The 23,330-nt window shown below is 68.0% G+C and carries 18 protein-coding genes; 10 read left to right on the top strand and 8 right to left on the bottom strand.

Annotated features, from left to right (window positions below):
- The first annotated feature begins 117 nt into the window (after positions 1 to 117).
- Positions 118 to 786: a response regulator gene (locus NS6_RS07660; RefSeq protein WP_068038665.1), complete on the top strand. Its 669-nt coding sequence runs from the start codon at positions 118 to 120 to the stop codon at positions 784 to 786.
- 181 nt (positions 787 to 967) lie between these two features.
- Positions 968 to 3,235, top strand: coding sequence for a DUF2339 domain-containing protein (locus tag NS6_RS07665; protein WP_068038668.1), 2,268 nt, complete (start codon positions 968 to 970; stop codon positions 3,233 to 3,235).
- A 133-nt stretch (positions 3,236 to 3,368) separates the two neighbouring features.
- On the opposite strand, the gene NS6_RS07670 is transcribed toward NS6_RS07665, so the two are convergent.
- Complete coding sequence (locus NS6_RS07670; protein ID WP_068038671.1) at positions 3,369 to 4,667, bottom strand: adenosylmethionine--8-amino-7-oxononanoate transaminase; 1,299 nt, start codon at positions 4,665 to 4,667, stop codon at positions 3,369 to 3,371.
- 362 nt (positions 4,668 to 5,029) lie between these two features.
- Complete coding sequence (locus NS6_RS07675; protein WP_068038674.1) at positions 5,030 to 5,497, bottom strand: MarR family winged helix-turn-helix transcriptional regulator; 468 nt, start codon at positions 5,495 to 5,497, stop codon at positions 5,030 to 5,032.
- Positions 5,498 to 5,527: 30 nt separating this feature from the next.
- On the opposite strand from NS6_RS07675, the gene NS6_RS07680 reads away from it, so the two are divergent.
- On the top strand, positions 5,528 to 6,070 hold the full coding sequence (locus NS6_RS07680) for a cupin domain-containing protein (protein WP_068038677.1): 543 nt from the start codon (positions 5,528 to 5,530) through the stop codon (positions 6,068 to 6,070).
- A 223-nt stretch (positions 6,071 to 6,293) separates the two neighbouring features.
- Entirely contained in the window at positions 6,294 to 8,696 is a 2,403-nt protein-coding gene (gene treY / locus NS6_RS07685) for a malto-oligosyltrehalose synthase (RefSeq protein WP_068038680.1), read from the top strand.
- 15 nt (positions 8,697 to 8,711) lie between these two features.
- Here the strand turns inward: treY and NS6_RS07690 are convergent, their stop codons facing one another.
- Positions 8,712 to 10,112 carry an amidase gene (locus tag NS6_RS07690; protein ID WP_068038683.1) on the bottom strand — a complete coding sequence of 467 codons (1,401 nt, stop codon included), beginning with the start codon at positions 10,110 to 10,112 and terminating at the stop codon, positions 8,712 to 8,714.
- 138 nt (positions 10,113 to 10,250) lie between these two features.
- Complete coding sequence (locus NS6_RS07695; protein WP_068038686.1) at positions 10,251 to 10,478, bottom strand: hypothetical protein; 228 nt, start codon at positions 10,476 to 10,478, stop codon at positions 10,251 to 10,253.
- 130 nt (positions 10,479 to 10,608) lie between these two features.
- On the opposite strand from NS6_RS07695, the gene NS6_RS07700 reads away from it, so the two are divergent.
- Both NS6_RS07700 and ilvA read left to right on the top strand, forming a co-directional pair.
- A complete protein-coding gene (locus tag NS6_RS07700) occupies positions 10,609 to 11,043 on the top strand; it encodes a nitroreductase family deazaflavin-dependent oxidoreductase (protein ID WP_068038689.1) in 435 nt (144 codons plus the stop codon).
- A gap of 84 nt (positions 11,044 to 11,127) precedes the next feature.
- The gene (gene ilvA, locus NS6_RS07705) at positions 11,128 to 12,483 is read left to right on the top strand and encodes a threonine ammonia-lyase IlvA (RefSeq protein WP_068038692.1); all 1,356 of its coding nucleotides are present in this window, start codon (positions 11,128 to 11,130) and stop codon (positions 12,481 to 12,483) included.
- A 16-nt stretch (positions 12,484 to 12,499) separates the two neighbouring features.
- Here the strand turns inward: ilvA and NS6_RS07710 are convergent, their stop codons facing one another.
- Positions 12,500 to 13,723, bottom strand: a complete 1,224-nt coding sequence (locus NS6_RS07710; RefSeq protein WP_068038695.1) for a serine hydrolase domain-containing protein — start codon at positions 13,721 to 13,723, stop codon at positions 12,500 to 12,502.
- A 229-nt stretch (positions 13,724 to 13,952) separates the two neighbouring features.
- Here NS6_RS07710 and NS6_RS07715 point away from each other — a divergent pair, with 229 nt between their 5' ends.
- Positions 13,953 to 14,813: a helix-turn-helix domain-containing GNAT family N-acetyltransferase gene (locus tag NS6_RS07715; protein ID WP_068038868.1), complete on the top strand. Its 861-nt coding sequence runs from the start codon at positions 13,953 to 13,955 to the stop codon at positions 14,811 to 14,813.
- Positions 14,814 to 14,827: 14 nt separating this feature from the next.
- Here the strand turns inward: NS6_RS07715 and NS6_RS07720 are convergent, their stop codons facing one another.
- On the bottom strand, positions 14,828 to 15,379 hold the full coding sequence (locus NS6_RS07720) for a hypothetical protein (RefSeq protein WP_068038699.1): 552 nt from the start codon (positions 15,377 to 15,379) through the stop codon (positions 14,828 to 14,830).
- Between the two features lie 360 nt (positions 15,380 to 15,739).
- Here NS6_RS07720 and NS6_RS07725 point away from each other — a divergent pair, with 360 nt between their 5' ends.
- Positions 15,740 to 17,524, top strand: coding sequence for an ABC transporter substrate-binding protein/permease (locus NS6_RS07725; protein ID WP_068038702.1), 1,785 nt, complete (start codon positions 15,740 to 15,742; stop codon positions 17,522 to 17,524).
- Between the two features lie 3 nt (positions 17,525 to 17,527).
- Positions 17,528 to 18,253 (top strand): amino acid ABC transporter ATP-binding protein, encoded by a 726-nt coding sequence (locus NS6_RS07730; RefSeq protein WP_068038705.1) that lies wholly within the window; start codon positions 17,528 to 17,530, stop codon positions 18,251 to 18,253.
- Between the two features lie 111 nt (positions 18,254 to 18,364).
- Here NS6_RS07730 and NS6_RS33730 read toward each other — a convergent pair whose 3' ends face one another.
- Entirely contained in the window at positions 18,365 to 18,532 is a 168-nt protein-coding gene (locus NS6_RS33730) for a DUF4236 domain-containing protein (protein ID WP_081595447.1), read from the bottom strand.
- A gap of 87 nt (positions 18,533 to 18,619) precedes the next feature.
- On the opposite strand from NS6_RS33730, the gene NS6_RS07735 reads away from it, so the two are divergent.
- Positions 18,620 to 19,234, top strand: coding sequence for a class I SAM-dependent methyltransferase (locus NS6_RS07735; RefSeq protein ID WP_068038870.1), 615 nt, complete (start codon positions 18,620 to 18,622; stop codon positions 19,232 to 19,234).
- Positions 19,235 to 19,611: 377 nt separating this feature from the next.
- Here NS6_RS07735 and dnaE read toward each other — a convergent pair whose 3' ends face one another.
- Positions 19,612 to 23,157, bottom strand: a complete 3,546-nt coding sequence (gene dnaE, locus NS6_RS07740; protein ID WP_210747323.1) for a DNA polymerase III subunit alpha — start codon at positions 23,155 to 23,157, stop codon at positions 19,612 to 19,614.
- Between the last annotated feature and the right edge of the window lie 173 nt (positions 23,158 to 23,330).

Below are 23,330 nucleotides of genomic sequence, written 5' to 3' on the forward strand. Positions count from 1 at the left end.
GGGCGGCAGGCAAACTGGCGTGGAGATCTGCGCCGGGCTGGTCCGCACCGGGCGGAATCCGGCAATTCGGGCCCTGCCGGGGCGCGCGCGGCGCCCCGGCCCGGAAGGAGCGGTGGCATGACAGACGACGCGGCGGCGCCCATTCGGGTGATGGTGGTCGACGATCACCCGATCTGGCGGGAGGGTGTGGCCCGGGATCTCGAGGCGGCCGGTTTCCGGGTGGTGGCCACCGCCGAGGACACGGCCACCGCGGTCCGGCGGGCCGCCGCGGTGCGGCCGCGGGTGGTGCTGATGGATATGCAGCTCCCGGACGGCAACGGCGCCCAGGCCACAGCCGATGTGCTGCGGGTTTCCCCGGACAGCCGGGTGCTGGTGCTTTCGGCGTCCGACGAACGCGACGATGTCCTGGATGCCGTGAAAGCGGGGGCCTCCGGCTACCTCGTCAAGAGTGCGTCCGCGACCGAGCTCGTGACCGCGGTCCACGATACGGCCGCCGGTCAGGCGGTCTTCACGCCTGGGCTGGCCGGTCTGGTGCTGGGCGAATACCGGCGGATGGCCACCGCGCCCAGCGATCCCGGCACCCCGGAGCGGCCCGCGCTGACCGAACGCGAAACCGAGGTGCTGCGCCTGGTCGCCAAGGGGCTGTCCGCCAAGCAGATTGCCACCCGCCTGCATCTGAGTCATCGCACGGTCGAGAACCATGTGCAGGCGACCCTGCGCAAACTTCAACTCGCGAACCGGGTGGAGCTCACGCGCTACGTGATCGAACAGGGCCTCGACGGTTGAGTCCTGCTGTCCGAGGGTCGAGGACCACCGTCGGGCGCCGTCATGCGCCGGTCCGGTGGACGCCGGGACCCGGTCCGGGCCACGATCCGCACGGCCCGGCCGGCGGGAACGGGTAGTCCCCGGAGAGGCAGCAGGTACTTCTACTCATCCGCGGAGAACCCGCGCGCCCGACCATCGAAATATGACGATTTCGATCGACCCGGCGCTGATCGCCCGCTTGTCCGGCGAGTTCGACTCGCTGGCCGGGGAATTCACCGCGCTCGGCAGGCAGATGAACACCCTGGGCCGCGACCTGGCTTCCCTGCACCGGCAGGTGCTGCCGGCCGCGGGCCAGGGCCGCGGGGAGTCCGGTGCCGGGGAAGCAGCTTCGGGGTCCGGCACCGGACACGCAACAGCGAAGACCACGGCTCCACCCGGCGCTCCGCCGGGGAAGGCGCCGTCATCCGGTGTGCGCGTCGGCGGGGTGCACACACCGGACCGGCCGGGCTCGGCCTCTCCCGAAAGAGAGGCCGGGCCCGGCACCTCACCCGGAACCGCACCGCCGGCGAACGAGTCCACCGCTGCCCCGCAGCACCGTGCAGGCGCGGCATTTCCCCCGCCTGCATGGGGCGCTCCGGCGCCGAGCACGACCGGCCCGCCGGAACCCCTCCAGGGCGGACAGATGCCTCCGCCGCAATTCGGACCGGCACAGCAGCCGCCGCAGAACGCGCAGCCGGGCGGTATCGCGCCTTGGCCCGGCAGGCCCGCCACGACCGCGCGGGAGTACCGGGCAGCGATGGGCCAGGTGCAGCCCACGGCACCCCCGCCGCGTGGCCCGATCCCGCCGCGAGGTGTCCCCGGCGCGCGTACCCCGTCGCCACCGTGGTGGCAGCGGGAGGGCGTCATCAGCCGGTTGCTCGCGGTCGCCGGGGTGGCGGTCACGCTGATCGGGGTGGTGATGCTGCTGGTCCTCGCCGCGCAGGCCGGGATCTTCGGGCCGGTTCCGCGGGTAGTCGCCGGCGCCGTCTTCTCCGCCGCGCTGGTGGGCGCCGGGATGCGGGTATTCCGGCGCCCCGGCGGGCGGGTCGGCGGTATCGCGCTGGCGGCCACCGGTTTCGCGGGGGCGTACCTCGATGTCGTGGCGATGACCACGATCTACGACTGGCTGCATCCGGTGCCCGGCTTCGCCGCTGCCCTCGGCGTGGCGGCGGCCGGGGTGGGGGTGGCGGTGCAGTGGCGGTCGCAGCCGCTGGCAGTGCTGGTGGTGGCGGGGGCGGCCGTGCTCGCGCCGTTCGTCACGACCGAACTCGCCCTGCTCGCTTTCTTGATCGTGCTGCAACTGGCCTGCGTTCCGGTGCAGATGCGCCACGACTGGCCGTTCCTGCACTTGGTGCGCACCGCCCCGGCGGTGCTGGCCACCCATCTCACGATCCTCGCGTTCGTGATCGGACAACCGGACGAGCGCCGGGTTCTGGTACTCGCGGCGGCGGCGGTGGCCGCGGTCGGCGTGGGCGGCGCGATCCTGGTGACGCGGCAGCGGCCGGGCGATCTCGTCGCGAGCCTGGCGGCCGCGCTGGCCATCACACCGCTGCTCGCCGCACCCGCCCTGATCGACCGGCCGGCCGCCACAATCCTGTCCGCGAGCTACGCGGCGGTACTGCTGGCGGTCGCCGCCACCACGCTTGTCCCGAAATTGCGTGATATCGCCCGTATCCCGGCCCATACCGCGATCGTGGCGGGCACCGGCGGCTCCTTCGCTCTGCTGGAAGCAGTCTGGGGTGTGACGACCGGCTCGGCCTTGCCGTTGGGGCTCCTGCTCGTGGCCGCCTGCTATCTGGGCATCGCGGGACAGGCCCGGAATCGGGTCGCGGCCCTGTTCGGCACCGGCTACGCGGCACTCGGCGGTCTCGGTTTGCTCAGCATCGCCGACGCGGAAACCCTGGCCGTATCCCGCTTGGCGATCGAGGATCTGAGCGCCGCGACCGCGGCTACCGCGACGGCGGGCCTGGGCGTCCTCGCGGTGGCGCTGTGGATGTTGCGCCGTCTCTTCGGCACGACCACCGACGAAGCGGTGACCACGCTGCTGTGGATCGGCGCCAGCGTGGCGGCGCTCTACCTGGTGACGACCGCGTCGGTATCGCTGGGTGTCGCGGCGGACGCCGCGGACGGTTTCGTCGTCGGCCACAGCGTATCGACCATCATCTGGATGGCCGGCGCGCTGGCCGCCCTCCTGTACGGCCTGCGACGGCTGAGTGCCGAAGCATCGGCGACGGTGAAGGTCGCACTGGGGTCCGGGCTGCTGGTGACCGCTGCCGCACTGGCGAAACTGTTCCTGTTCGATTTGTCGACGCTGGACGGGTTGATCCGGGTCGCGGCCTTCCTGATGGTCGGAATTCTGCTGCTGGTCGCGGGAACCCGCTATGCCCGGGCGTTCGCCGAAACCGGGTCGCGGGAGTCCGGGACCGGATAGCACGCCGCTCGACCATGGACGGTGTACCGACCGATTCCGGGCATCGCATCGACCGGCCGCTGCTGCGCACTCCCCTCCGGGTGCGCAGCGGCGGCCGTACCGCGGGAGGGTGACCAGCGAGGTCAGGTGTCCCTCATGACCCCGCAATCCCGGTGCTCGCGGCCGCGACCATGGCGCGGGTGACGGTGTCGAGATCCGCGGTATCGCTGATGAACGGCGGCATGGCGTAGACGAGGTCGCGGAACGGCCGGATCCAGGCGCCCGCACCGACTGCCGCGTCGGTGGCCGCGCGCATATCCACGGGGCGGTCGAGCTGGATCACCCCGATGCCGCCGAGCACCCGCACATCGGTGACGCCGGGCAGGTCCCGGGCCGGTGCCAGCCCTTCCTGCAACCCGTTCTCCAGCCGCGCGACGTCAGCGCGCCAATCACGAGACAGCAGCAGTTCGACGGAGGCGGCCGCGACCGCGCAGGCCAGTGGGTTCCCCATGAACGTCGGCCCGTGCATGATGCCGCCGTGGGCCGCGCTGACGGTTTCGGCGAGTTCCGTGGTGCACAGTGCCGCGGCGAGAGTCAGATAGCCGCCGGTGAGCGCCTTGCCCACGCACATGATATCGGGTGACACCCCTGCCTGTTCGGCCGCGAACAGTGTTCCGGTGCGGCCGAATCCGGTGGCGATCTCGTCGAAGACCAGCAGCACTGCGTGCTCGTCGCAGAGGCGGCGCAGATCGGCCAGGTAGCGGGGGTCGTGCCAGCGCATCCCGCCGGCACCCTGCACTATGGGTTCCACCACCACGGCGGCGAGTTCGGCGGCATTGCGGGCGACGGCCGCTTCGAGTTCGCGCACGTAGTCCGGCCGGTACTCCTGCGGGGGCGCGGAGACGAAGATCTGGTCGGCCAGTACATCGGTCCACAGCGCGTGCATACCGCCGTCGGGGTCGCAAACGCTCATCGGGGTGAAGGTGTCGCCGTGATAGCCGCCGCGCCAGGTGAGCAGGCGGCGTTTGCCGGGTTTACCCACCGACCGCCAGTACTGCAGGCACATTTTCACCGCGACCTCGATCGATACCGAACCGGAGTCGCAGAGGAACACCTTGTCCAGGCCGGCCGGAGTGTGCCGCACCAGGAGCTCGCAGAGGCGGACGGCGGGTTCGTGGGTGAGCCCGCCGAACATGACATGGCTCATTCGTCCGGCCTGCTCCGCCAGTGCCGCGTCGAGGACCGGATGCCGGTAGCCGTGCACCGCCGCCCACCACGAGCTCATTCCGTCGACGAGCTCCCGTCCGTCCGCCAAGGTGAGCCTGGTTCCCGAGGCGGAGGCGACGACCAGGGGGGCGGTGGTGGCCGGAAATCCGCCGTATGGATGCCAGACGTGGCGCGCGTCCAGCGCCGAGGTCTGCGCCGCGGTGAGCGGCGCGGCGGCAGTGGTCATCAAGGTCCTCACCTCCGAGACGGCGGCCACCCCAGGCGACCTGAACACCGTTCAAGTTACCAAAAGCCGATCAGCGGTCCCGGTGCCCCCTCGTCGCACAGCTGAGCGTCCGACGCCGGCCCGACCCCGCCCGCGATATCGCCGCCGAGCCGGTCACGACCCCGGAATCAGGAGATGTAGCGGCCGATCGAGACACACCCGCGACCACACGACAGGCCCGCCCGCCGCCGCCCGACAAATGCGAGAACGTCCCACCGGGCGTTGCGGCGGCCTCGACCGGCAACCGGTCGGCGACATGAGCGGCAGCGCCCCCGCGATCGACGACACCGCACGCGATAACCGGCAGATCCCGCACCGACAAGCTATCGCCGCGGCTCACCGACACCCCCGGCCTGCGGCTCACCGAGGACGTCCACAACCCGCGTGAGCAGGTTCAGCAATTCGCCCATCCCCGCCTCCCCGACCGCACCCGCGATCCGGTTCTCGATTCCGGTGATCCGCTCCCCCGCCAGCGTCAGCGCCGCCCGGCCCGCGGGAGTGCACACCACCTGCCGGGCCCGCCGGTCGGCCGGATCCACCTGCCGGCGCACCAGCCCCGCACTTTCCAGCTGCCCCACCAGTTCCCCCATCGACTGCTGAGTCATCCCCGCCGCCTGCGCCAGTTCGCCCACCCGCGAGCCGGCCGGGTCGAGGTAGCGGAATACCGCGTAGTGCGCGGGTCGCAGGTCGTCGGACAGCCGGGCCCGCAAATCGGCGTTCAGTTCGTCCTCGACGGCCCGGACGGCAAGGGTCAGCAGCTTCAACAGGGAAGAGCGTTCGAGTGTTGACACCTTATGAAGGTTACCTTTCTAATTGACGATATGGCATCCCAGGTCCTCACCTTCCGCAACGGTCATCGCGTCACGCTGGTCGACCAGGGCACCGACGACCGCGGCCCGTATCTGCGCCTGCGGCACGAGCTTCCCGAACCCGGCCGCCAGGCCGGTCCGCACTGGCATCCGGTACTCACCGAGGCGTGGACGGTGCGTCAGGGCGCCGTGCGATTCCGGATCGACGGCCGCGACATCCTCGCCCGCCCCGGCGATACCGTCACGGCTCCGGCAGGCGCGGTGCACGAATTCCACAACGAGGCCCGCGATACCGTGCTGGACCACGAGATCCGGCCACCGCTGCGGCATTGGCAGATGTTCACCCTGTGGAGCGCCCTGGACGAAGCCGGCGCCACCACGGGGTCCGGCATGCCGCGCAACCCGCTGGCGCTCGCCCTACTCTGGGAGCTACAGGACGGCTACCTCGCCGGAATACCACCCTTGCTGCAACGCATCGTCTTCGGAAGCCTCGCCACACTCGCCCGGCGAACCGGCTACGCCCGCCGCCTGAAGGCACCGGCGGAACCGGACTGAGCAGTCGACCAACGGCCCCCGGCGGAAGTTCGCCGGGCTGGCGCTAGGGTTTGACCATGCACGCGTCCGACCCGCTGCCCGAGGGTGCGGCACCACCACCGCGAACGCCGGATCTCACCCGGCCACGGGTCCACGCCTATCACCCGCAGTGATCCGTACGCCACCATAATCTCGCAGCCCACATCTGCCCGCCGTGCCACCCCAGGACCCGACCGAGAACCGTATGCCCGCAGACCCGCCGCGTTTTCGCCCCAATCCGCGACTCACTCCGGTCCGCAGCACCTACCGGCTGCAGCTGCGACCGGACGGCCTCACCTTCGCACAGGCCGCGGCGATCGCGGAGTATCTCCAGCAGCTCGGGGTCTCCCATATCTACCTTTCCCCGGTGATGACCGCCGCGCGCGGTTCCACGCACGGCTACGACGTCACCGACCCCACCGCCGTCTCCCCCGCGCTCGGCGGCCCGGTGGGCCTGAAGGTGCTGGCCGACGAGGCCCGCAACCGCGGTATGGGACTGATCATGGATCTGGTCCCCAATCATGTGGGAGTCGCGGATCCGCAGCAGAACTCCTGGTGGTGGCATGTGCTGCAGTACGGCCGCAAATCCCAGTTCGCTCCCTTCTTCGATATCGACTGGAGTCCGGGTAACGGCGTCGGGGGGCGGCTGGCCCTACCGGTGCTGCGCAGCGAGAACGATCCGGCCGCGCTGACCGTCGACCGGTCCGGGCCCGAACCGCTGCTCGCGCTCCACGACCTACGTTTCCCGATCGCGCCGGGCACCGACGGCGACAATGCGCTGCGAATCCACGACAAACAGCACTACCGGCTGGTGAGCCGGAAATCCGGGATCTGTGGCTACCGGCGCTACCTGTCGATCGACGGGCTGGCCGCGCTGCGCCAGGAGGATCCGCACGTTTTCGAGGCCACCCACCGCGAGCTGGCGGCCTGGTGCGAACACGACCTCATCGACGGTGTGCGGGTGGACCACCCCGACGGACTGGCCGACCCGACGGACTACCTGCAGCGCCTGCGCCTGCTGATCGGCCCGAACCGGTTGCTACTGGTGGAGAAGACCCTCGCCAACCGCGAACCGCTCGACGCCACCCTCCCGATCGACGGCACCACCGGCTACGACACTCTCGCCGATTTCGGTGGTGTACTGCTCGAACCCGCCGGCGAGCCGGTCCTCACCGAACTGTCCCGGCGTATCACCGGCCACGGCAGCGACCGCGTATGGGTGGGCGAAAAAGAACACCGCATCAAACGCGCGGTGGCGGAAAGTATTCTGCTGCCGGAGATCCGCCGGCTGGTCGCCGCGATCAAACAGGATGCGGGCGCCGAGGATTTCGACACCATGGCGCTCACCAACGCCACCATCGAAGTGCTGTCGTTCCTGCCGGTGGCCCGGGCCGACTACACCCCGCTCGCGGGCATGATCAGCGCTGTGCTGGCCGAGGTGGAGAAACGCAATGCCGAACTGCGGGTCCCGCTGTCGGTGCTGGTGACGGCGCTGACCCGCGGGGCTTCCGCGTGGAGCCGGTTCCATCAGGTGAGTACGGCGATCGGCGCGAAGGCCGTGGAGGACATCCTGTTCTATCGGGCGGTGCGGCTGGTGTCGCTGCAGGAACTCGGTGGTAATCCGGCCCGTTTCGGTCGCACCGTCAACGAATTCCATCTCGCCAATGCGTCGCGGGCGCTGCGCTGGCCCGCCTCGATGACCACCCTGTCCACCCACGACACCAAACGCGGCGAGGATGTGCGGGCGCGGATCGGGATCCTGTCCCAGGTGCCGCGGATGTGGGCGCGGGCGGTGATGCTGTGGCTGGAGAAGCTACCGCCACCCGACGGTGCGACCGCACTGTTCCTACTACAGAACATGTTCGGCATGTGGCCGGCCGACGGCCGCCCCGCGTCCTCGGTGCCCGGACTGCGCGAACGCGTGCACCGCTTCGCCGAGAAGGCCATGCGCGAATCCGGGCTGCACACCGCCTGGGAGGAACCCGACCTGGAGTTCGAGAACGCGGTGCACACCTGGCTGGACCAGGTGATCGACGGGCCGGTGGGCCGCCAGCTCACCGATCTCGCCCACGATCTGGCACCGCACGCCTGGTCGGATTCGCTCGCGCAGAAACTCTTGCAGCTGTGTGGGCCGGGTATCCCGGATATCTACCAGGGCTGCGAGATCTGGGAAGACTCCCTGGTCGATCCGGACAACCGCCGCCCGGTGGATTTCGGTTCCCGGATCGCAATGCTGCACACCCTCACCACTACTCCGGCCCTGGATATCACGGGTGCCGCGAAGATGTGGGCGGTGGCGTACGCGCTGTGGCTGCGCCGGGAGCGGCCCGAATGTTTCGTCGGCGGCAGCTATACGCCCGTGTTCGGGCACGGCGAGCACGCCGATAAACTTCTCGCCTACGCCCGCGGGCGAGTCGGGGCGGATCCGGAGATCCTCGTGGCGGTGACCAGGCACAGTGTGGCGATCGGCGAAACCGGCTGGGGCGATACCTATATCGACCTGTTGTCCGGCTCCTGGACCGACCGGCTCACCGGCCACACCTTCCAGAACCGGGCCCGGACCGAGAAACTGTTCGCCCGCCTCCCTGTGGCACTCCTGGTCCGCTGAGTACTGCGGTAACCGTCAGGATTCGGTGATCCGCGGGAACGGGCGCTGCGCCTCCAGCAGGAACGCCAGTTCGAGCAGTGTCCGTTCGTCGCCGTAGGCACCGCTGAGCATCACCCCGACCGGCAGGCCGGTATCGGTGAGCCCGGCCGGGACCGCGATCGACGGCGATCCGGTGACATTGTTGATCGGCGTATAGCCGACGAAATTCGTGACCCGGTCGAGTAGTTCGTCGAACGGCACGCCCGGGCGGAGATACCCGAGTTCGGGTGTGGTGTGGGTGAGTACCGGCGACAGGATCACGTCGTAGCGGGTGAGGACCTCGTCGTAGTCGGCGCGGGCCTTGTTCAGCCGGTACAGGGAGCCCGGGGTCGCCAGGAGTCGCCGGCGGAAGGAAGCGGCGAGGCCCTTCGTGAAAGCATCCAGGCGAGCGGCGTCGAAGCTGCGGCCGTGGCTCAATTTGCCGGTCACTCCCGACATCTGCGCCAGCAAACCCCAGTAGCGCAGGAAATCGTCCACCAGGCTCGGCGCAACCGGGGACGCCATCGGCTCGATGGAATGCCCTGCCGCTTCGAAAATCTCGGCGGTGCTGTGGACAGCCGCCGCGGTCGCGGTATCGGGTTCGCGGCCGTTGCACGCGGTGGTGAGCAGCCCGATCCGCAAGGTGCGCGCCGACGGGCCCTCGACGATCCCGATGGGCGGGAGTTTCGGGTTGCGCCAGTATTTTTCGGCGGCGGCGTGGTAGGCGGCCTGGTCGCGCACCGATCGCGTGAGGACGCCTTCGGAGACCAGTTTGATCGGCAACTGCCGGGCCTGCGCGTTGTCGAGATGCCGGAACCGGCTGGGTTTCAACGACACCAGACCGGCGCAGGCCGCCGGTATCCGCAGGGAACCGCCGCCGTCGTTACCGTGCGCGACGGGCACCACACCCGCCGCGACCATCGCCGCCGAACCGCCCGACGACCCGCCGACCGTGTAGCCGGTATCCCACGGATTGCGGGTGGGATCACTGCTCTCGAATTCCGTGGTGGAGGTGAATCCGAACTCCGGCATCGTGGTTTTGCCGAGAACCGTGATCCCGGTGCTGAGCAGCTGGGCGGTGAAACGGTCGTCCTTTCCCGCCGGATGCGCGGTGACGGCGGCGCTACCGTGACAACTGGGTAAACCCGCCACGTCGGCATTGTCCTTCACGAAGGCCGGGACGCCGTACCAGATCCCGGAATCGCCGGCCGCGTGCCGTGGGGCCCGGCAGTGGTACGCGATGGCGTTGAGCCGCGGATTCACCGCCTGCGCGCGGGCCAGCGATGCCGCCGCGAGTTCGTCGGGGCGCACCGCTGCGGAGCGGGTCAGCTCCGCCAGCGCTACCGCGTCGTGGTCGCCCAGCACATCGTCGGTGAAGGCATGTACTCGATCGCTCATATCTCGGCTCGCGTATCCCTCGGGGCCGGCGGCGGGCCGGCCGGGCCCAGTTGGACAGAAGTTCAGCTCGGCCCAGCGTAGTGCGTGCAAGACCGGCGCGGGCCGGAGCGATACACCGAACCGGCGGCGCCGCGCGAACTACCGCGCTGTCCGCCACCATCCCAGCGTCCACAGCACCGCACAGACAGCAGTACTCAGCAATACGCCGGCCTGAAGCGATCCGAGAACGAGCGCCACGGCCAGAAACGAGAGCAGACCGGCCCCCAGCGCCTCCAGCTTGTACACCGGCCAGCACGTCCCCGCGATATCGACCTCCACCCCGGCGCGTGCGGGAACGCGGGTGTCGAGAGTCTGCGATGCGGTCATGCATTAAGGCTACCCGTGCACCCAGTGTTCGGGCCATCGAACTTTTGTCTTTCTGCACACATATCCCATGACGCGACCACCGTGAGCGGGCCCGGGAACAATCCCCGGAACTCCCGGCGTTTCCGGTGGTATGCCATTGACCGGAGAATATGCACCGTCCACGTCCGATTGGGCCCGCGAGCAAGCCGAGAAGATCGAGAACTCGGGTGGCACCGAGGGCACCACCATGAACGGTATGCCCGTCATCGTGCTCACCACCGTCGGAAACAAATCGGGCAAACTACGAAAGACCGCACTCATGCGAGTCGAGCACGAGGGCGAGTACGCCGTGGTCGCTTCACTGGGTGGAGCGCCCAAACACCCCGTCTGGTACTACAACATCGTCGCCGAACCGCATGTAGAACTGCAGGACGGCCCGGTGACCGGGGACTACATCGCTCGCGAGGTATCGGGCGAGGAGAAAGCCCTCTGGTGGGAACGTGCCGTAGCCGCGTACCCACCCTATGCCGATTACCAACGCAAGACCGAACGCCAGATCCCCGTCTTCGTGCTGACACGGCGCTGACCCCGGGACCCCGACCCCAGTGAAATGAACGAAAACCCCAGTACAGACCACCCGCCGCAGTCAACGACGGCGGCGGGTGGCAGCATGGGGCGGGTGCCCGATGTGCTGACCCATCTGCCCGAAGCCCGTCCCGCGCTCACCGCGGACGAGATCGATGCTGCGGCCAAGCGTATCGCCGACATTATCGAGCCCACTCCGCTGCAGCTGTGCCCCCGGTTGTCCCAGCTCACCGGCGCGCAGGTGTATCTGAAGCGCGAAGATCTGACAGTCGTGCGGTCCTATAAGCTCCGCGGCGCCTACAACCTGGTCGTGCAGCTCAGCGAACTCGAGCGGACCGCCGGCGTGGTCACCGCCAGTGCCGGCAATCACGCCCAGGGGGTGGCATTCGCCTGCCGGGCCATGGGGATCACCGGCCGGATCTACGTGCCGACCACCACCCCTAAGCAGAAACGCGACCGCATCCGCGTGCACGGTGGTGAATTCGTCGAACTCATCGCGGTCGGGGAAACCTTCGACGCCGCCGCCACGGCCGCGGCCGCCGATGTCCGGCGCAGCGGCGCCACCATGGTGCCTCCGTTCGACGACACCCGCACCGCGGCGGGGCAGGGCACGATCGCCGCGGAAATCCTGGACCAGCTCGATGCACCCCCCGATCTGGTGGTCGTCCCCGTGGGCGGCGGCGGATGCCTCGCCGGGGTCGGTACCTACCTGCGGGAACGCTCGCCGCAGACCGGCATCCTCGGGGTCGAACCGGCCGGGGCCGCGTCCATGACGGCGGCATTGATCGCGGGAACGCCGGTCACCCTGCCGGAGGTCGACCCGTTCGTCGACGGTGCCGCCGTACGCCGCATCGGCAAGGTTCCTTTCGACGCGGTGTCGGATTTCGGCGGGCGGGTGGTCTCCCATGCGTCGCTGCCCCTGCTCACCGGCACCGACTACCCACCCGGTGCGGGATCGTTCCGCCTGCTGCGGGTCGACGAGGGCGCCATCTGCACGGCCATGCTGGAGCTCTACCAGAACGAGGGCATCATCGCCGAACCGGCGGGCGCCCTCGCGGTGACCGCGTTGCTCGAGGCCCGCCCGGAACCCGGTTCGACGGTTGTCTGCCTGATCTCCGGCGGCAACAACGATGTCTCCCGGTACGGCGAGGTGATCGAACGATCCCTGGTGCACCAGGGCCTCAAGCACTACTTCCTGGTGGATTTCCCGCAGGAACCCGGCGCGCTGCGCCGCTTCCTGAACGAGGTACTCGGGCCCGACGACGACATCACGCTGTTCGAGTACGTCAAACGCAACAACCGGGAGACCGGAGCGGCACTGGTCGGCGTGGAGCTCGGCGAACGCACCGGGCTACAGCCGCTGCTGGACCGGGTCGCGCGATCGCCGATCCAATGCGAACGGCTGGAACCGGGTTCACCGGCCTATCGCTATCTGACCTGACGGGCCGGCCTGCGGATCAAGCGGCGGCTTCCCGGGGTGCGCGGCGGGCGATCCGGCGGGCCGACCGGGCACCGCCGACCACCAGCGGCAGCAGCCACGCAAAGGCCGGCTGGTCTACGGCCATCATGTCCAGCGACAGCCGGTTGTGGGCGAAGCCGACCGACAACCCGCTGTCCGGATCGGCCCAGCCGAACGACCCGCCCAGGCCGATATGACCGAAACCACGCGGCGCGCCGACAGTCGGCATCGAGTGATAACCCAGATGCCACAGCGGCCCCATATACAGGAACAGCCCCGTATCCGGGCGGTACCGCTCGATCCGGCGAATCGCCTGCATGGTGGCTCCGGACAGGTACCGCTGCCCACCGGCCATACCGTCGCAGGCCAGCGGTTCGTACATGGCGGCCAGCCCGTTGGCCGTGCACACCCCGTTGGCAGCGGGCATCTCACTGTCCAGCACCGGCGGGTTCGGGCCGGCGAGAATGGCCTCCGCGCCCGGGATGAACAGCGACCGGCTGCTCACGCCGAGTACGCCGGGAATACTCTGCAGCAGGGTGACCAACCGTGAGCCGTGCGGGGTGCCGGCGAAGGCGAAGCCGGTCCCGAAACTTTCCGCGGCCAGGGTTATCGACCCTGCGGGCGGGCGACCCAGATGGATTCCCTCGGTACCCAGCGGCTGGGCAACCTCCTGCTGGAACAGCTGTTTCATACTCGCCCCGGTCACCGCCCGCGCCAGCCCGGCAAGCAGCCAGCCGTAGGTCATCGCGTGATAGGCAGGCACACCGAGCAGCCGGTCGGGCGTGGCGGCGGCCAGCCGTTGCGCCATGAGTTCGTGGTCCAGCAGTTCGGAACCGTGCGCGGCCAGTGTGCCCACCCCGGACAACCCCGCCGAATGGGTGAGTACCTGCCGGACGGTGATGCAATCCTTCTTGTTGCAGCCGAACTCGGGCCAGTACTCGGCCACGGGGGCGTCGTAGTCGATCAGTCCGCGGTCCGCGAGCCGGTGCACGACGGTCGAGGCGATCGCTTTGGTCGCCGAGAAGACCATGGCCCCCGTGTCGTGGGTCCACGGCTGCCCGGGGGCGGACTCCCCCGTCCAGATATCCAGAATCGGCTCCCCGTGCCGATAGACCGCCAATGCCGCACCGACACCCTTCCGGCCACCGTAGACCCGGGTGAAGGCGGACGTCAGCCGCCCAAATCCTGCTCCGGCGGTGCCGGAATAAGCGACGCTGCTCATCCTTACACAGTAAGGTCCTTCGGCACATTCCGGCAACGCCGTCCCGGACCGCCCGGCCGGCACACTGTGTAATCGGCCGAGATAATTCCCGGCCGAGGATACGAAAAAGTCACCTTCGGGCCGCAAAATGATTCCGGAAGATTTCCTTTGCGAAATATCGAGGACACTCGATAAACATTCGAACAGCGAAATTCTCGAAACGAATATTTCCGCGGATATAGTGGGCCGCATGACCTCCTTGGAACCGCCGATCGTGCGGGACCAGGTGCGCGACGACGCGCTCCCGGTCGCCGACGCGACCCTGTATGCCGGCTGGTTTTCCTGCCTGGCCGACCCGACCCGGGTCCGGTTGTTGCACCAGGTCGCCATGAGCCCCGCCGGAATCCATATCGGCGAAATCGCCGAAGCGCTCGGAATCGGTCAGCCGACCGTCTCCCATCACGTACGCAAACTCAACGACGCCGGATTCGTCACCGTACACAAAAAGGGCACCGCCACACTCGTCACGATCAACCCCGACCGCTGCACGGAACTCCCCCATACCGCCGACGCGGTGATGGGCATCCTGACCCCGCAACCGCTGTGCCCCGACGATCCCCACCCGGATGTCACGGTGCGGGCGATGAACAGCGACGACTGGCCCGCGGTCCGGGCCATCTACGCCAGCCGCGGCACCACCTACCCCGCGGTCTTCGCCGCCGGAGCACCCGAGCGGGAGGTCCTGGACCGGCAGTGGCAGCCTGGGCACCGTTGGATTGCCGAAACCGGCGGCCGGGTCGCCGGATGGGCCGCCCTCACTCCTATCTCCGGACACGAGTTCTACCGCGATATCGCTGACAGCTGCGTTATGGTCGCCGATGATCTCGAAGGCCGCGGCCTCGGCACCGCACTGCTTCGCCGGCAGGTGATGGCCGCCGAAGAGGCCGGGCTGCGCACGCTTCAAACCACCCTGTACCCCGAGGATCGGATCGGTATCTCGGTCCATCACGCGGCAGGATTCCGCACGGTGGGTATCCGGGAGCGGATCGGCCGGTTCGAAGGACGCTGGCGCGACGCGGTGCTACTGGAACGCCGCAGCCCACTCAACTGAGCACGGCCGGCGGTTCACGGGCCGGTACGTACCGGCCGCAATATCACTTTCAACCACATGGTCGACAGACCGCACAGCACACACAGCACCGCCACCACCGCGGTCAGCCAGTCGAGAAACGACAACCCGCCGAGACCGTGCTCCCCCAGAACGGCGAGCGGATGGATACCCACGGTGAGCATGGCGAGGGTACCGAGCAACGAGACGAGTGAGGTCGGCACCCAGCGCAGCCGGCGGAACGGCCGCACCACCTCGTCCGGCGCCCGGCCGGAGAACACGTGCTCCACCCGTAGCCAGGCCACACCGTTCGGGACGAGTACGGCCAGATCGATCAGCAACGCCACCAGTGCCACCCCGAGCGCCGCGCGCGGAACAGCGGTCACCGGCCACGCCACGGGCAGGACACCGCTCACCAGCCCGCAGACGGCGAGCGCCACCCCCGAGGCCGCGATCCCCGACCACACCACCGACCATTTCCGCCGCGACTTCGCCAGGGCCACCGTATCGGCGCGCTCGTCCGGCGTGCACGCGTCATACCATCCGGGCGCACCGGCCGAAATCCTCATAGAACTGCCCCGTACCGAATCGATCCTGCTACCACGGCGCCGCTTACGGTCCGGTACCCGGCCTCCGCCTGCTCGCCAACCCTAACCGCCGGACCGACCCCGCGACACCTCCGCGCACGCGCTCGTGGCCGTTGCCCGTATCGGTCCGATCGCCCCCCCGGGCGGGGCGGGGCGGTCATGCGGGATCGCGGGCAGGCGCCCGGTGTTTACCCCGGCCGCTATTCGGCTCGGGCTGAGCCGAATTCGCCGGCGGGGCCCGGAAATGCCTGTTCGTCCGGGCCGGGAACGCGAAAGCACGGCCGTGGACATCCGACCAGGGGTGTCCGGTCCCGGGTAGAGCGGGGTTTAGGGTTGTCGATCATGGCCAGACTGTCCCGTGCGCTGCTCGCGGCGCTATTGCTCGCCGTCGCGCTGCTCGCGACGGCATGCGGTAGTGGCGACGGCGGTGACACCGCCGCCCGTGATCTGTGCGCTCCCCCCGGACTCGAGGCGGCGTCGGCGGCACCGGAGAAACTGAGTGCGCCCGGCGGCGCGTCGGAGGACCGGTTCACCACCCCGTCCACTGCCCCGGTCGAATCGGTGGATATCTCCCGGCTGGGCCTGATCGAGCCCGGGGTGCTCAGTGTGGGCACGCTGTCGGACGCACCGCCGAGTATCTGCGTGAACTCGGCCGGCTCGTTCACCGGTTTCGACAACGAACTGCTGCGGGCGGTGGCGGCGAAACTCGGATTGCAGGTGAAATTCTCCGGAACCGAGTTCGCCGGTCTGCTGGCCCAGGTCGCCGGTAAACGTTTCGATGCCGGCTCGTCCAACATCACCACGACCGATGCCCGGCGGCAGCAGGTCGGTTTCACCAACGGCTACGATTTCGGCTACCACTCGCTGGTGGTCAAGGACGGGAGCCCGGTTCACGGATTCGACGATCTGGGTCCGGGGTCGCGGGTCGCGGTGGTGCAGGGCACCGTTCAGGACGAGTACGTGGTGAACGAGCTCGGCCTCGACCCGGTCAAATTCCCTGACTACAACACTGCCTACGCGAATGTGAAAACCGGCCAGGTGGATGCCTGGATCGCCCCGTCGGCGCAGGCCGACGGCGCTATCGCACCGGGTGATGCCACGTCGGTAGTGGAGAACTCGTTCAGCCTGGACAATTTCGCGGCCTGGGCCGTCGCGAAGAACAACCAGCCCCTGATCGACGCGCTCAATGCCGGCCTGGACGCGGTGATCGCCGACGGCACCTACGCCCGCCTGTACAGCGACTGGGTGCCCCGGGAACCACCGCCCGGCTGGAAACCCGGGTCCAAGGCCGCGCCCGCCCCGGATCTTCCGGATTTCGCGGCGCTCGCCGCCGAGCGCGGACCGCAGGAACGCACCGAGCAGGGACCGAAATCGACGCTGGAACAGTTGCGCGACACCTTCTTCGACTGGTCGCTGTACAAGCAGGCGTTCCCCGAGCTGTTCAAGACCGGGCTGCCCAACACCCTGATCCTCGCGGTCGTCTCCGGGATCCTGGGCACCGTCATCGGCATGCTGCTGGCGGTCGCAGGGATCTCCCGGACCCGCTGGCTGCGCTGGCCGGCCCGGATCTACACCGATATATTCCGCGGGCTGCCCGCGGTGGTGATCATTTTGATCATCGGTCTCGGTATCGGGCCGGTCGTCGGCGGGATCACCGGTAACAACCCCTACTGGCTGGGTGCGGTGGCGCTGGCCCTGCTCGCCTCGGCCTATATCGGTGAGATCTTCCGGTCCGGTATCCAATCGGTGGAGCCCGGCCAGCTGGAGGCGGCCCGCGCGATCGGCTTCGGTTACCGGCAGGCGATGACACTGGTGGTGATCCCGCAGGGCGTACGCCGGGTGCTGCCCGCCCTGATGAACCAGTTCATCGCCTTGATCAAGGATTCCTCGCTGATCTACTTCCTGGGACTGCTGGCGACCCAGCGCGAACTGTTCGCGGTCGGCCGCGATCTGAACGCGCAGACCGGGAATCTGTCGCCGCTGGTCGCGGCCGGTCTCGTCTACCTGCTGCTGACCATTCCGCTGACACATCTGGTGAACTACATCGACCACCGGATGCGCACTGGGCGCCCCGACCAGCCGATCGACCCGGTCGAACAGCAGACCATCACCGAAGGGCGGGGGTAAGCGATGAGTTCCGCACTGACCGGTACCGGATTGCATCTGCGGCTGGGCAACAACCAGATCCTGCGGGGCGTGGACATCCATGTGGAGGCGGGCCGGACGACCACCGTGATCGGGCCGTCGGGGTCGGGCAAATCCACCCTGCTGCGGGTCCTCAACCGGCTCTACGAACCGGATTCCGGCGATATCCTGCTCGACGGCACATCGGTACTGGCCGAGCATCCCGACCGCCTGCGCCAGCGCATCGGGATGGTGTTCCAGCAGTTCAACCTGTTCCCGCACCGGACGGTCGCCGACAATATCGCGCTGGGCCCGCGCAAGCTACGCGGGCTGAGCAAGGAGGAATCGCGCGCACTGGCCCTGGAACAGCTCGAGGTGGTGGGCTTGGCCGGTAAAGCCGATTCCCGGCCCGCCAATCTCTCCGGCGGCCAGCAGCAGCGGGTGGCGATCGCGCGGGCGCTGGCCATGAAACCCGACATCATGTTCTTCGACGAGGCCACCTCGGCCCTGGACCCGGAACTGGTCAAGGGCATCCTGGCGGTGATGTCGGATCTGGCCGCGGGCGGGATGTCGATGATCGTGGTTACCCACGAGATGGGTTTCGCACGCAGCGTTTCCGATCATGTGGTGTTCATGGACGCCGGCCAGGTCGTGGAATCCGGGCGGCCCGGAGCTCTGTTCGACGATGCCGAAACACCCCGGCTGCGCCGCTTCCTCGATCAAGTGCTCTGAGTCTCGACGCGAATGCCGCGGGAGCATGGGCCCCCGCGGGGGGACAAGCCGGAGCGTCCGGCGGCACGAGGGATCGATGCCGCCCCCGGGGACAGCGTGCGCGGCCGGTGTTCAGCGTTGCCGCCAGCTCAGTGGACCGGGTAGGTCGACACTGTTCTTCTTCGTCCGGGAGTTCCACGACCACGGGCCGATTTTTATCCCCCACGAGGACATACCCGACTGGGTGAAATTGAACTTCAGCGGTCCGAAGGATGTGCGTTTACGGAACCTGATCGGCATGATCGACCTCCATGACTCGGCCCCAGGATAGCGGTTCGGGGTATTCACCCATGGCGATCGATCGCGCCGAGTGCAAGAGTGGAGGACGTGGGAATCTACCGCGACCGTTTCGTGCCCCGCCTGGTCGATGTGGCCTGCGGGATGAAAGCGAACGAGCCACTGCGCGAGCGGGTGTGCTCGGGACTGTCGGGCCGGGTGATCGAACCCGGCTTCGGATCCGGCCTGAATGTGCCGTTCTATCCGGCCGCCGTCACCTCGGTGACCGCCGTCGAACCTGCCGATCTGGGGTGGAAACTCGCCGCCGGAAGGCTCGCCGCGGCCCGGGTGCCGGTCGACCGGGCAGGCTTGGACGGTCAGCGGCTACCGTTCCCGGAGAACAGTTTCGATACCGCGTTGTCGACCTGGACCATGTGCACGATCCCCGATATCGACGCTGCCCTCGCCGAGTTGCGCCGCGTCCTGGTGCCCGGTGGCACCCTGCATTTCGTCGAACACGGTCTCGCCCCGGACCCGAAGGTCCAGCGCTGGCAGCATCGGCTCGACCCGCTCCAGCAGCGGATCGCCGGTGGCTGCCATCTGAACCGCGATATCGTCGCCATCATCCGGGCCGGCGGGTTCGAGATCAGCGAGCTGGATGTCTTCAAGGGGCGGGGGCCCGCGTTCATCGACTCACAGTCGCTCGGAGTCGCCTCGTCTGCGTGACCCCGGCCGACGCGCTACTCGACGGGCCGGGTCCGACCACCTGATCCGCGAACGATCTGCCGGGTGATGCGTACCGCGCGGCCACTCACGCAATCAGCGAGATCCTGAGCGAGAGCGTGGACGAGCTCATGGCCATGTTCGAACGGCAGCGCGGAAAACGGCGGATGCCCGGCAACGGCCGGCGGCGATCACGGTGACAGTCCGGTCGGCGGGCCATCCGGTCCGCGTCGACCCCGAGGCCGCAGGTGCCCCGGTGGATGCGCAAGCCGACTCTGGAGGCATTCGAACGGTCCACGCCCGGAAAACTCGGGCGTTCGATCCTGGAGGCCGTGCAGAGCGCGGCTCGCACCAGGCACCTCACCCACACCGACGCCGGATCAGGTCAGACAGCCAGGACCCAGTAGCGCTTTCAGATCGCCCATGAGGGCCGACGACGGCTCGACCCGGAGGCTGTCGTCGACCTTGAGCAGGGTCGTTTTTTCCCGGGCGCCCACATGCCGCACGTGCACATCCGAGGTGCCCGGGTGCCGAGAGAGCACCCGCTTCAACTCGCCGATCTTGTCCCGGGTGCACATCCGGGTGGAGATCGTCACCGCCAGCGGTTTCGCCACCCCGATCGCGGACAGGTCCGGGACGGCGAGATCGTTGGCGATGAGCGAGATACGGTCGTCGCGCATGGAAACCCTGGCCTTCACCAGCACCACCGCGTCCTCCACCACGTCCATTCCGTAGACGGAGTAGGCCTGCGGGAAGAACAGCACCTCGATACCGCCGGTGAGATCTTCGAGCTGCGCCGACGCCCAGGCCAGGCCGTTCTTGTTGATCCGGCGATTCACCGAGGCCAGGATGCCACCGACGGTCACCTGGGTGCCGTCCTTGATATCGCCCTCGAGGATCGCCGGGATCTGGGTATCGGCCGCGGCGGCGAGGACATGGTCGATTCCGTTGAGCGGATGACCGGAAACGTAGAGGCCGAGCATCTCCCGTTCCAGTGCGAGGCGATGTTTGCTATCCCATTCCTCCTCGGGCACCTTCACATCGAACACCGAGGACATGGATTCCTCGCCCTCTGCGCCCAGACCACCGAAGAGGTCGAACTGGCCGATGGCCTCGGCTTTCTTGGTGGACATCACCGCGTCGATGGCATCGGAATGCACGAGCATCAGCCCCTTGCGGGGATGACCCAGATCGTCGAAGGCACCGGCCTTGATCAGTGATTCGGTGACCTTCTTGGTGCAGGCGACCGTATCGATCTTGTTCAGGTAATCGGAGAAGTCGACGAACTTCGACTTCTCCGCGCGCGCCGAGATGATCGACGACACCACGTTGGTACCGACATTGCGGACCGCGCCCATGCCGAAGCGGATGTCCTTGCCGACCGAGGTGAAGTTGTGCTCGGACTCGTTGACGTCCGGCGGCAGCACCGTGATCCCGAGGCGCCGGCAGTCCGCCAGGTAGACCGCGGCCTTGTCCTTGTCGTCACCGACGCTGGTGAGCAGCGCGGCCATGTACTCCGCGGGATAGTTGGCCTTGAAGTAGGCAGTCCAGTACGACACCAGGCCGTAGGCAGCGGCATGCGATTTGTTGAAGGCGTATCCGGCGAACGGGAGGATGGTATCCCACAGTGCCTTGATGGCGGCCTTGGAAAAACCGTTCTCCTGCATGCCCTTCTCGAACCCCTCGAACTCCTGCGCGAGGACCTCGGCCTTCTTCTTGCCCATCGCGCGGCGCAGGATATCGGCTCGTCCGAGCGAGTACCCGGCCACTTTCTGGGCGACGTGCATGATCTGCTCTTGGTAGACGATCAGACCGTAGGTTTCGCCGAGGATATCGCTCAGCGGTTCCTCGAGCTCCGGGTGGATCGGCTTGACCTCTTGGCGCTCGTTCTTGCGGTCCGCGTAGTCGTTGTGCGCGTTCATGCCCATCGGGCCGGGGCGATACAGCGCGCCGACGGCCACGATGTCCTCGAAGGCGGTGGGTTGCATCCGGCGCAGCAGATCGCGCATCGGCCCACCGTCGAGCTGGAACACGCCCAGGGTTTCGCCGCGGGCGAGCAATTCGAAGGTCTTCGGATCGTCCAGCGGCAGCGCGTCCAGGTCGATATCGACACCGCGGTTGGATTTGGCGTTGTGGATCGCGTCGCCGAGCACCGTGAGGTTGCGCAGGCCCAGGAAGTCCATCTTCAGCAGGCCGATGGCCTCACAGGACGGGTAGTCCCAGCCGGTGATGATGGCGCCGTCCTGAGCCCGCTTCCACACCGGGATGGCGTCGGTGAGCGGCTCCGACGACATGATCACCGCGCAGGCGTGCACGCCCGCGTTGCGGATCAGGCCTTCCAGCCCCTTCGCGGTGTCGTAGATCTTGGCGATATCCGGATTGGACTCGATGAGCGTGCGGACCTCGGCGGCCTCTTTGTAGCGCTCGTGATCGGGATCGGTGATCCCCGCAACCGAGATGTCCTTGGCCATGATCGGCGGCGGCAGCGCTTTGGTGATCTGGTCGGCGATCGCGAAACCCGGCTGCCCGAACAGTACGCGGGCCGAGTCCTTGATGGCCGCCTTGGTCTTGATGGTGCCGAAGGTGATCACCTGGGCGACGCGGTCGCTGCCCCATTTCTCGGTGGCGTAGCGGACCATCTCGCCGCGGCGGCGATCATCGAAGTCGATATCGATATCGGGCATCGATACACGCTCGGGGTTGAGAAACCGCTCGAACAGCAGACCGTGCGGCAGCGGGTCGATATTGGTGATCTTGAGCGCATAGGCGACCAGCGAACCGGCCGCCGAACCACGACCGGGACCGACCCGGATACCGACCTCGCGGGCATGATTGATCAGGTCGCCGACGACCAGGAAGTAGGCCGGGAAGCCCATCTCCAGGATGACGCCGATCTCGTAATCGGCCTGGTCGAGGTACTTCTGCGGGACGCCGGCCGGGAAGCGGTATTCCAGCCCCCGCGCGACCTCCTTGCGCAGCCACGACCCCTCGGTCTCGCCCTCCGGGACCGGGAATTTGGGCATCCGGTCGCGGTGGGTCCAGATCTCCTCATAGGACTGGACGCGCTCGCCGATCAGCACCGTGTTGTCGCAGGCCCCGGGTACTTCGGCATCCCAGAGTTCCCGCATTTCCGCAGCCGACTTCAAGAAATAGCCGCTACCGCCGAATTTGAACCGGTTGGGATCCGACAGCGTCTTACCGGTCTGGATGCACAGCAGCGCTTCGTGATTGGTCGAATCGGATTCGTGCACGTAATGGCAGTCGTTGGTGGCCAGCGGCGGGATACCCAGCGTCTTGCCGATCTCGATCAGGCCGGAGCGAACCCGCGTCTCGATGGACAGGCCGTGGTCCATCAGCTCGAGGAAGAAGTTCTCCTTGCCGAAGATCTCCTGCCACTTCGCGGCGGCCTCGAGCGCCTCACGCTCGTGCCCCAGCCGCAACCGGGTCTGTACCTCGCCGGACGGGCAGCCGGTGGTGGCGATGATCCCCTCGGCATGCGTGGCGATGAGCTCCTCGTCCATCCGCGCCCATTTACCGAGCTGGCCCTCGATACTGGCCAGCGACGAGAGTTTGAACAGATTGCGCAGGCCGGTCGCGTTCTCGGCGACCATGGTCATATGGGTGTAGGCACCCGAACCCGAGACGTCGTCGCTCTTCTGGCTCGGATCGCCCCATTGGGTACGTTTGGTGTCGAACCGGGAGCCGGGCGCGATATAGGCCTCGATCCCGATGATGGGTTTGATCCCGGCCTTCGTCGCCGAGTTGTAGAACTCCGCGGCACCGTACATATTGCCGTGGTCGGTCATCCCGACCGCGGACATGCCGAGGCGTTCGGCCTCGGCGAACAGCGGCGAGATCTTGGCCGCACCGTCGAGCATCGAGTACTCGGTGTGGTTGTGCAGATGAACGAATCCGGACGAGGCCAAGATCGGTCCTTCCTCCCAGGGGCTCGGCGGGGGTTGGTGTAGCGAGTTTATGCGTACGCACCGACAGCTTCGCCGCCGGATCGGCGCGCCCGGAAGGACCGGGCGTGTCGGGTCCCGGCGACCTTGCGGCGCCGCCGAATCGGCCACCGTCCGGGCCGGACGCTGGTAGGGTC

Source organism: Nocardia speluncae NBRC 108251 (assembly GCF_001613245.1).
In the GTDB taxonomy this organism is placed as follows: domain Bacteria; phylum Actinomycetota; class Actinomycetes; order Mycobacteriales; family Mycobacteriaceae; genus Nocardia; species Nocardia speluncae.

Bases quoted from the DNA above. Each gene is read 5' to 3' on its own strand.
- NS6_RS07700 (WP_068038689.1), top strand. From the start codon at position 10,609: ATGCCATTGACCGGAGAATATGCACCGTCCACGTCCGATTGGGCCCGC.
- NS6_RS07680 (WP_068038677.1), top strand. From the start codon at position 5,528: ATGGCATCCCAGGTCCTCACCTTCCGCAACGGTCATCGCGTCACGCTG.
- NS6_RS07730 (WP_068038705.1), top strand. From the start codon at position 17,528: ATGAGTTCCGCACTGACCGGTACCGGATTGCATCTGCGGCTGGGCAAC.
- NS6_RS07715 (WP_068038868.1), top strand. From the start codon at position 13,953: ATGACCTCCTTGGAACCGCCGATCGTGCGGGACCAGGTGCGCGACGAC.
- NS6_RS07710 (WP_068038695.1), bottom strand. From the start codon at position 13,723: ATGAGCAGCGTCGCTTATTCCGGCACCGCCGGAGCAGGATTTGGGCGG.
- treY (WP_068038680.1), top strand. From the start codon at position 6,294: ATGCCCGCAGACCCGCCGCGTTTTCGCCCCAATCCGCGACTCACTCCG.
- NS6_RS33730 (WP_081595447.1), bottom strand. From the start codon at position 18,532: ATGCCGATCAGGTTCCGTAAACGCACATCCTTCGGACCGCTGAAGTTC.
- NS6_RS07720 (WP_068038699.1), bottom strand. From the start codon at position 15,379: ATGAGGATTTCGGCCGGTGCGCCCGGATGGTATGACGCGTGCACGCCG.
- NS6_RS07670 (WP_068038671.1), bottom strand. From the start codon at position 4,667: ATGACCACTGCCGCCGCGCCGCTCACCGCGGCGCAGACCTCGGCGCTG.
- NS6_RS07690 (WP_068038683.1), bottom strand. From the start codon at position 10,112: ATGAGCGATCGAGTACATGCCTTCACCGACGATGTGCTGGGCGACCAC.
- NS6_RS07695 (WP_068038686.1), bottom strand. From the start codon at position 10,478: ATGACCGCATCGCAGACTCTCGACACCCGCGTTCCCGCACGCGCCGGG.
- ilvA (WP_068038692.1), top strand. From the start codon at position 11,128: ATGGGGCGGGTGCCCGATGTGCTGACCCATCTGCCCGAAGCCCGTCCC.
- NS6_RS07660 (WP_068038665.1), top strand. From the start codon at position 118: ATGACAGACGACGCGGCGGCGCCCATTCGGGTGATGGTGGTCGACGAT.
- NS6_RS07665 (WP_068038668.1), top strand. From the start codon at position 968: ATGACGATTTCGATCGACCCGGCGCTGATCGCCCGCTTGTCCGGCGAG.
- NS6_RS07725 (WP_068038702.1), top strand. From the start codon at position 15,740: ATGGCCAGACTGTCCCGTGCGCTGCTCGCGGCGCTATTGCTCGCCGTC.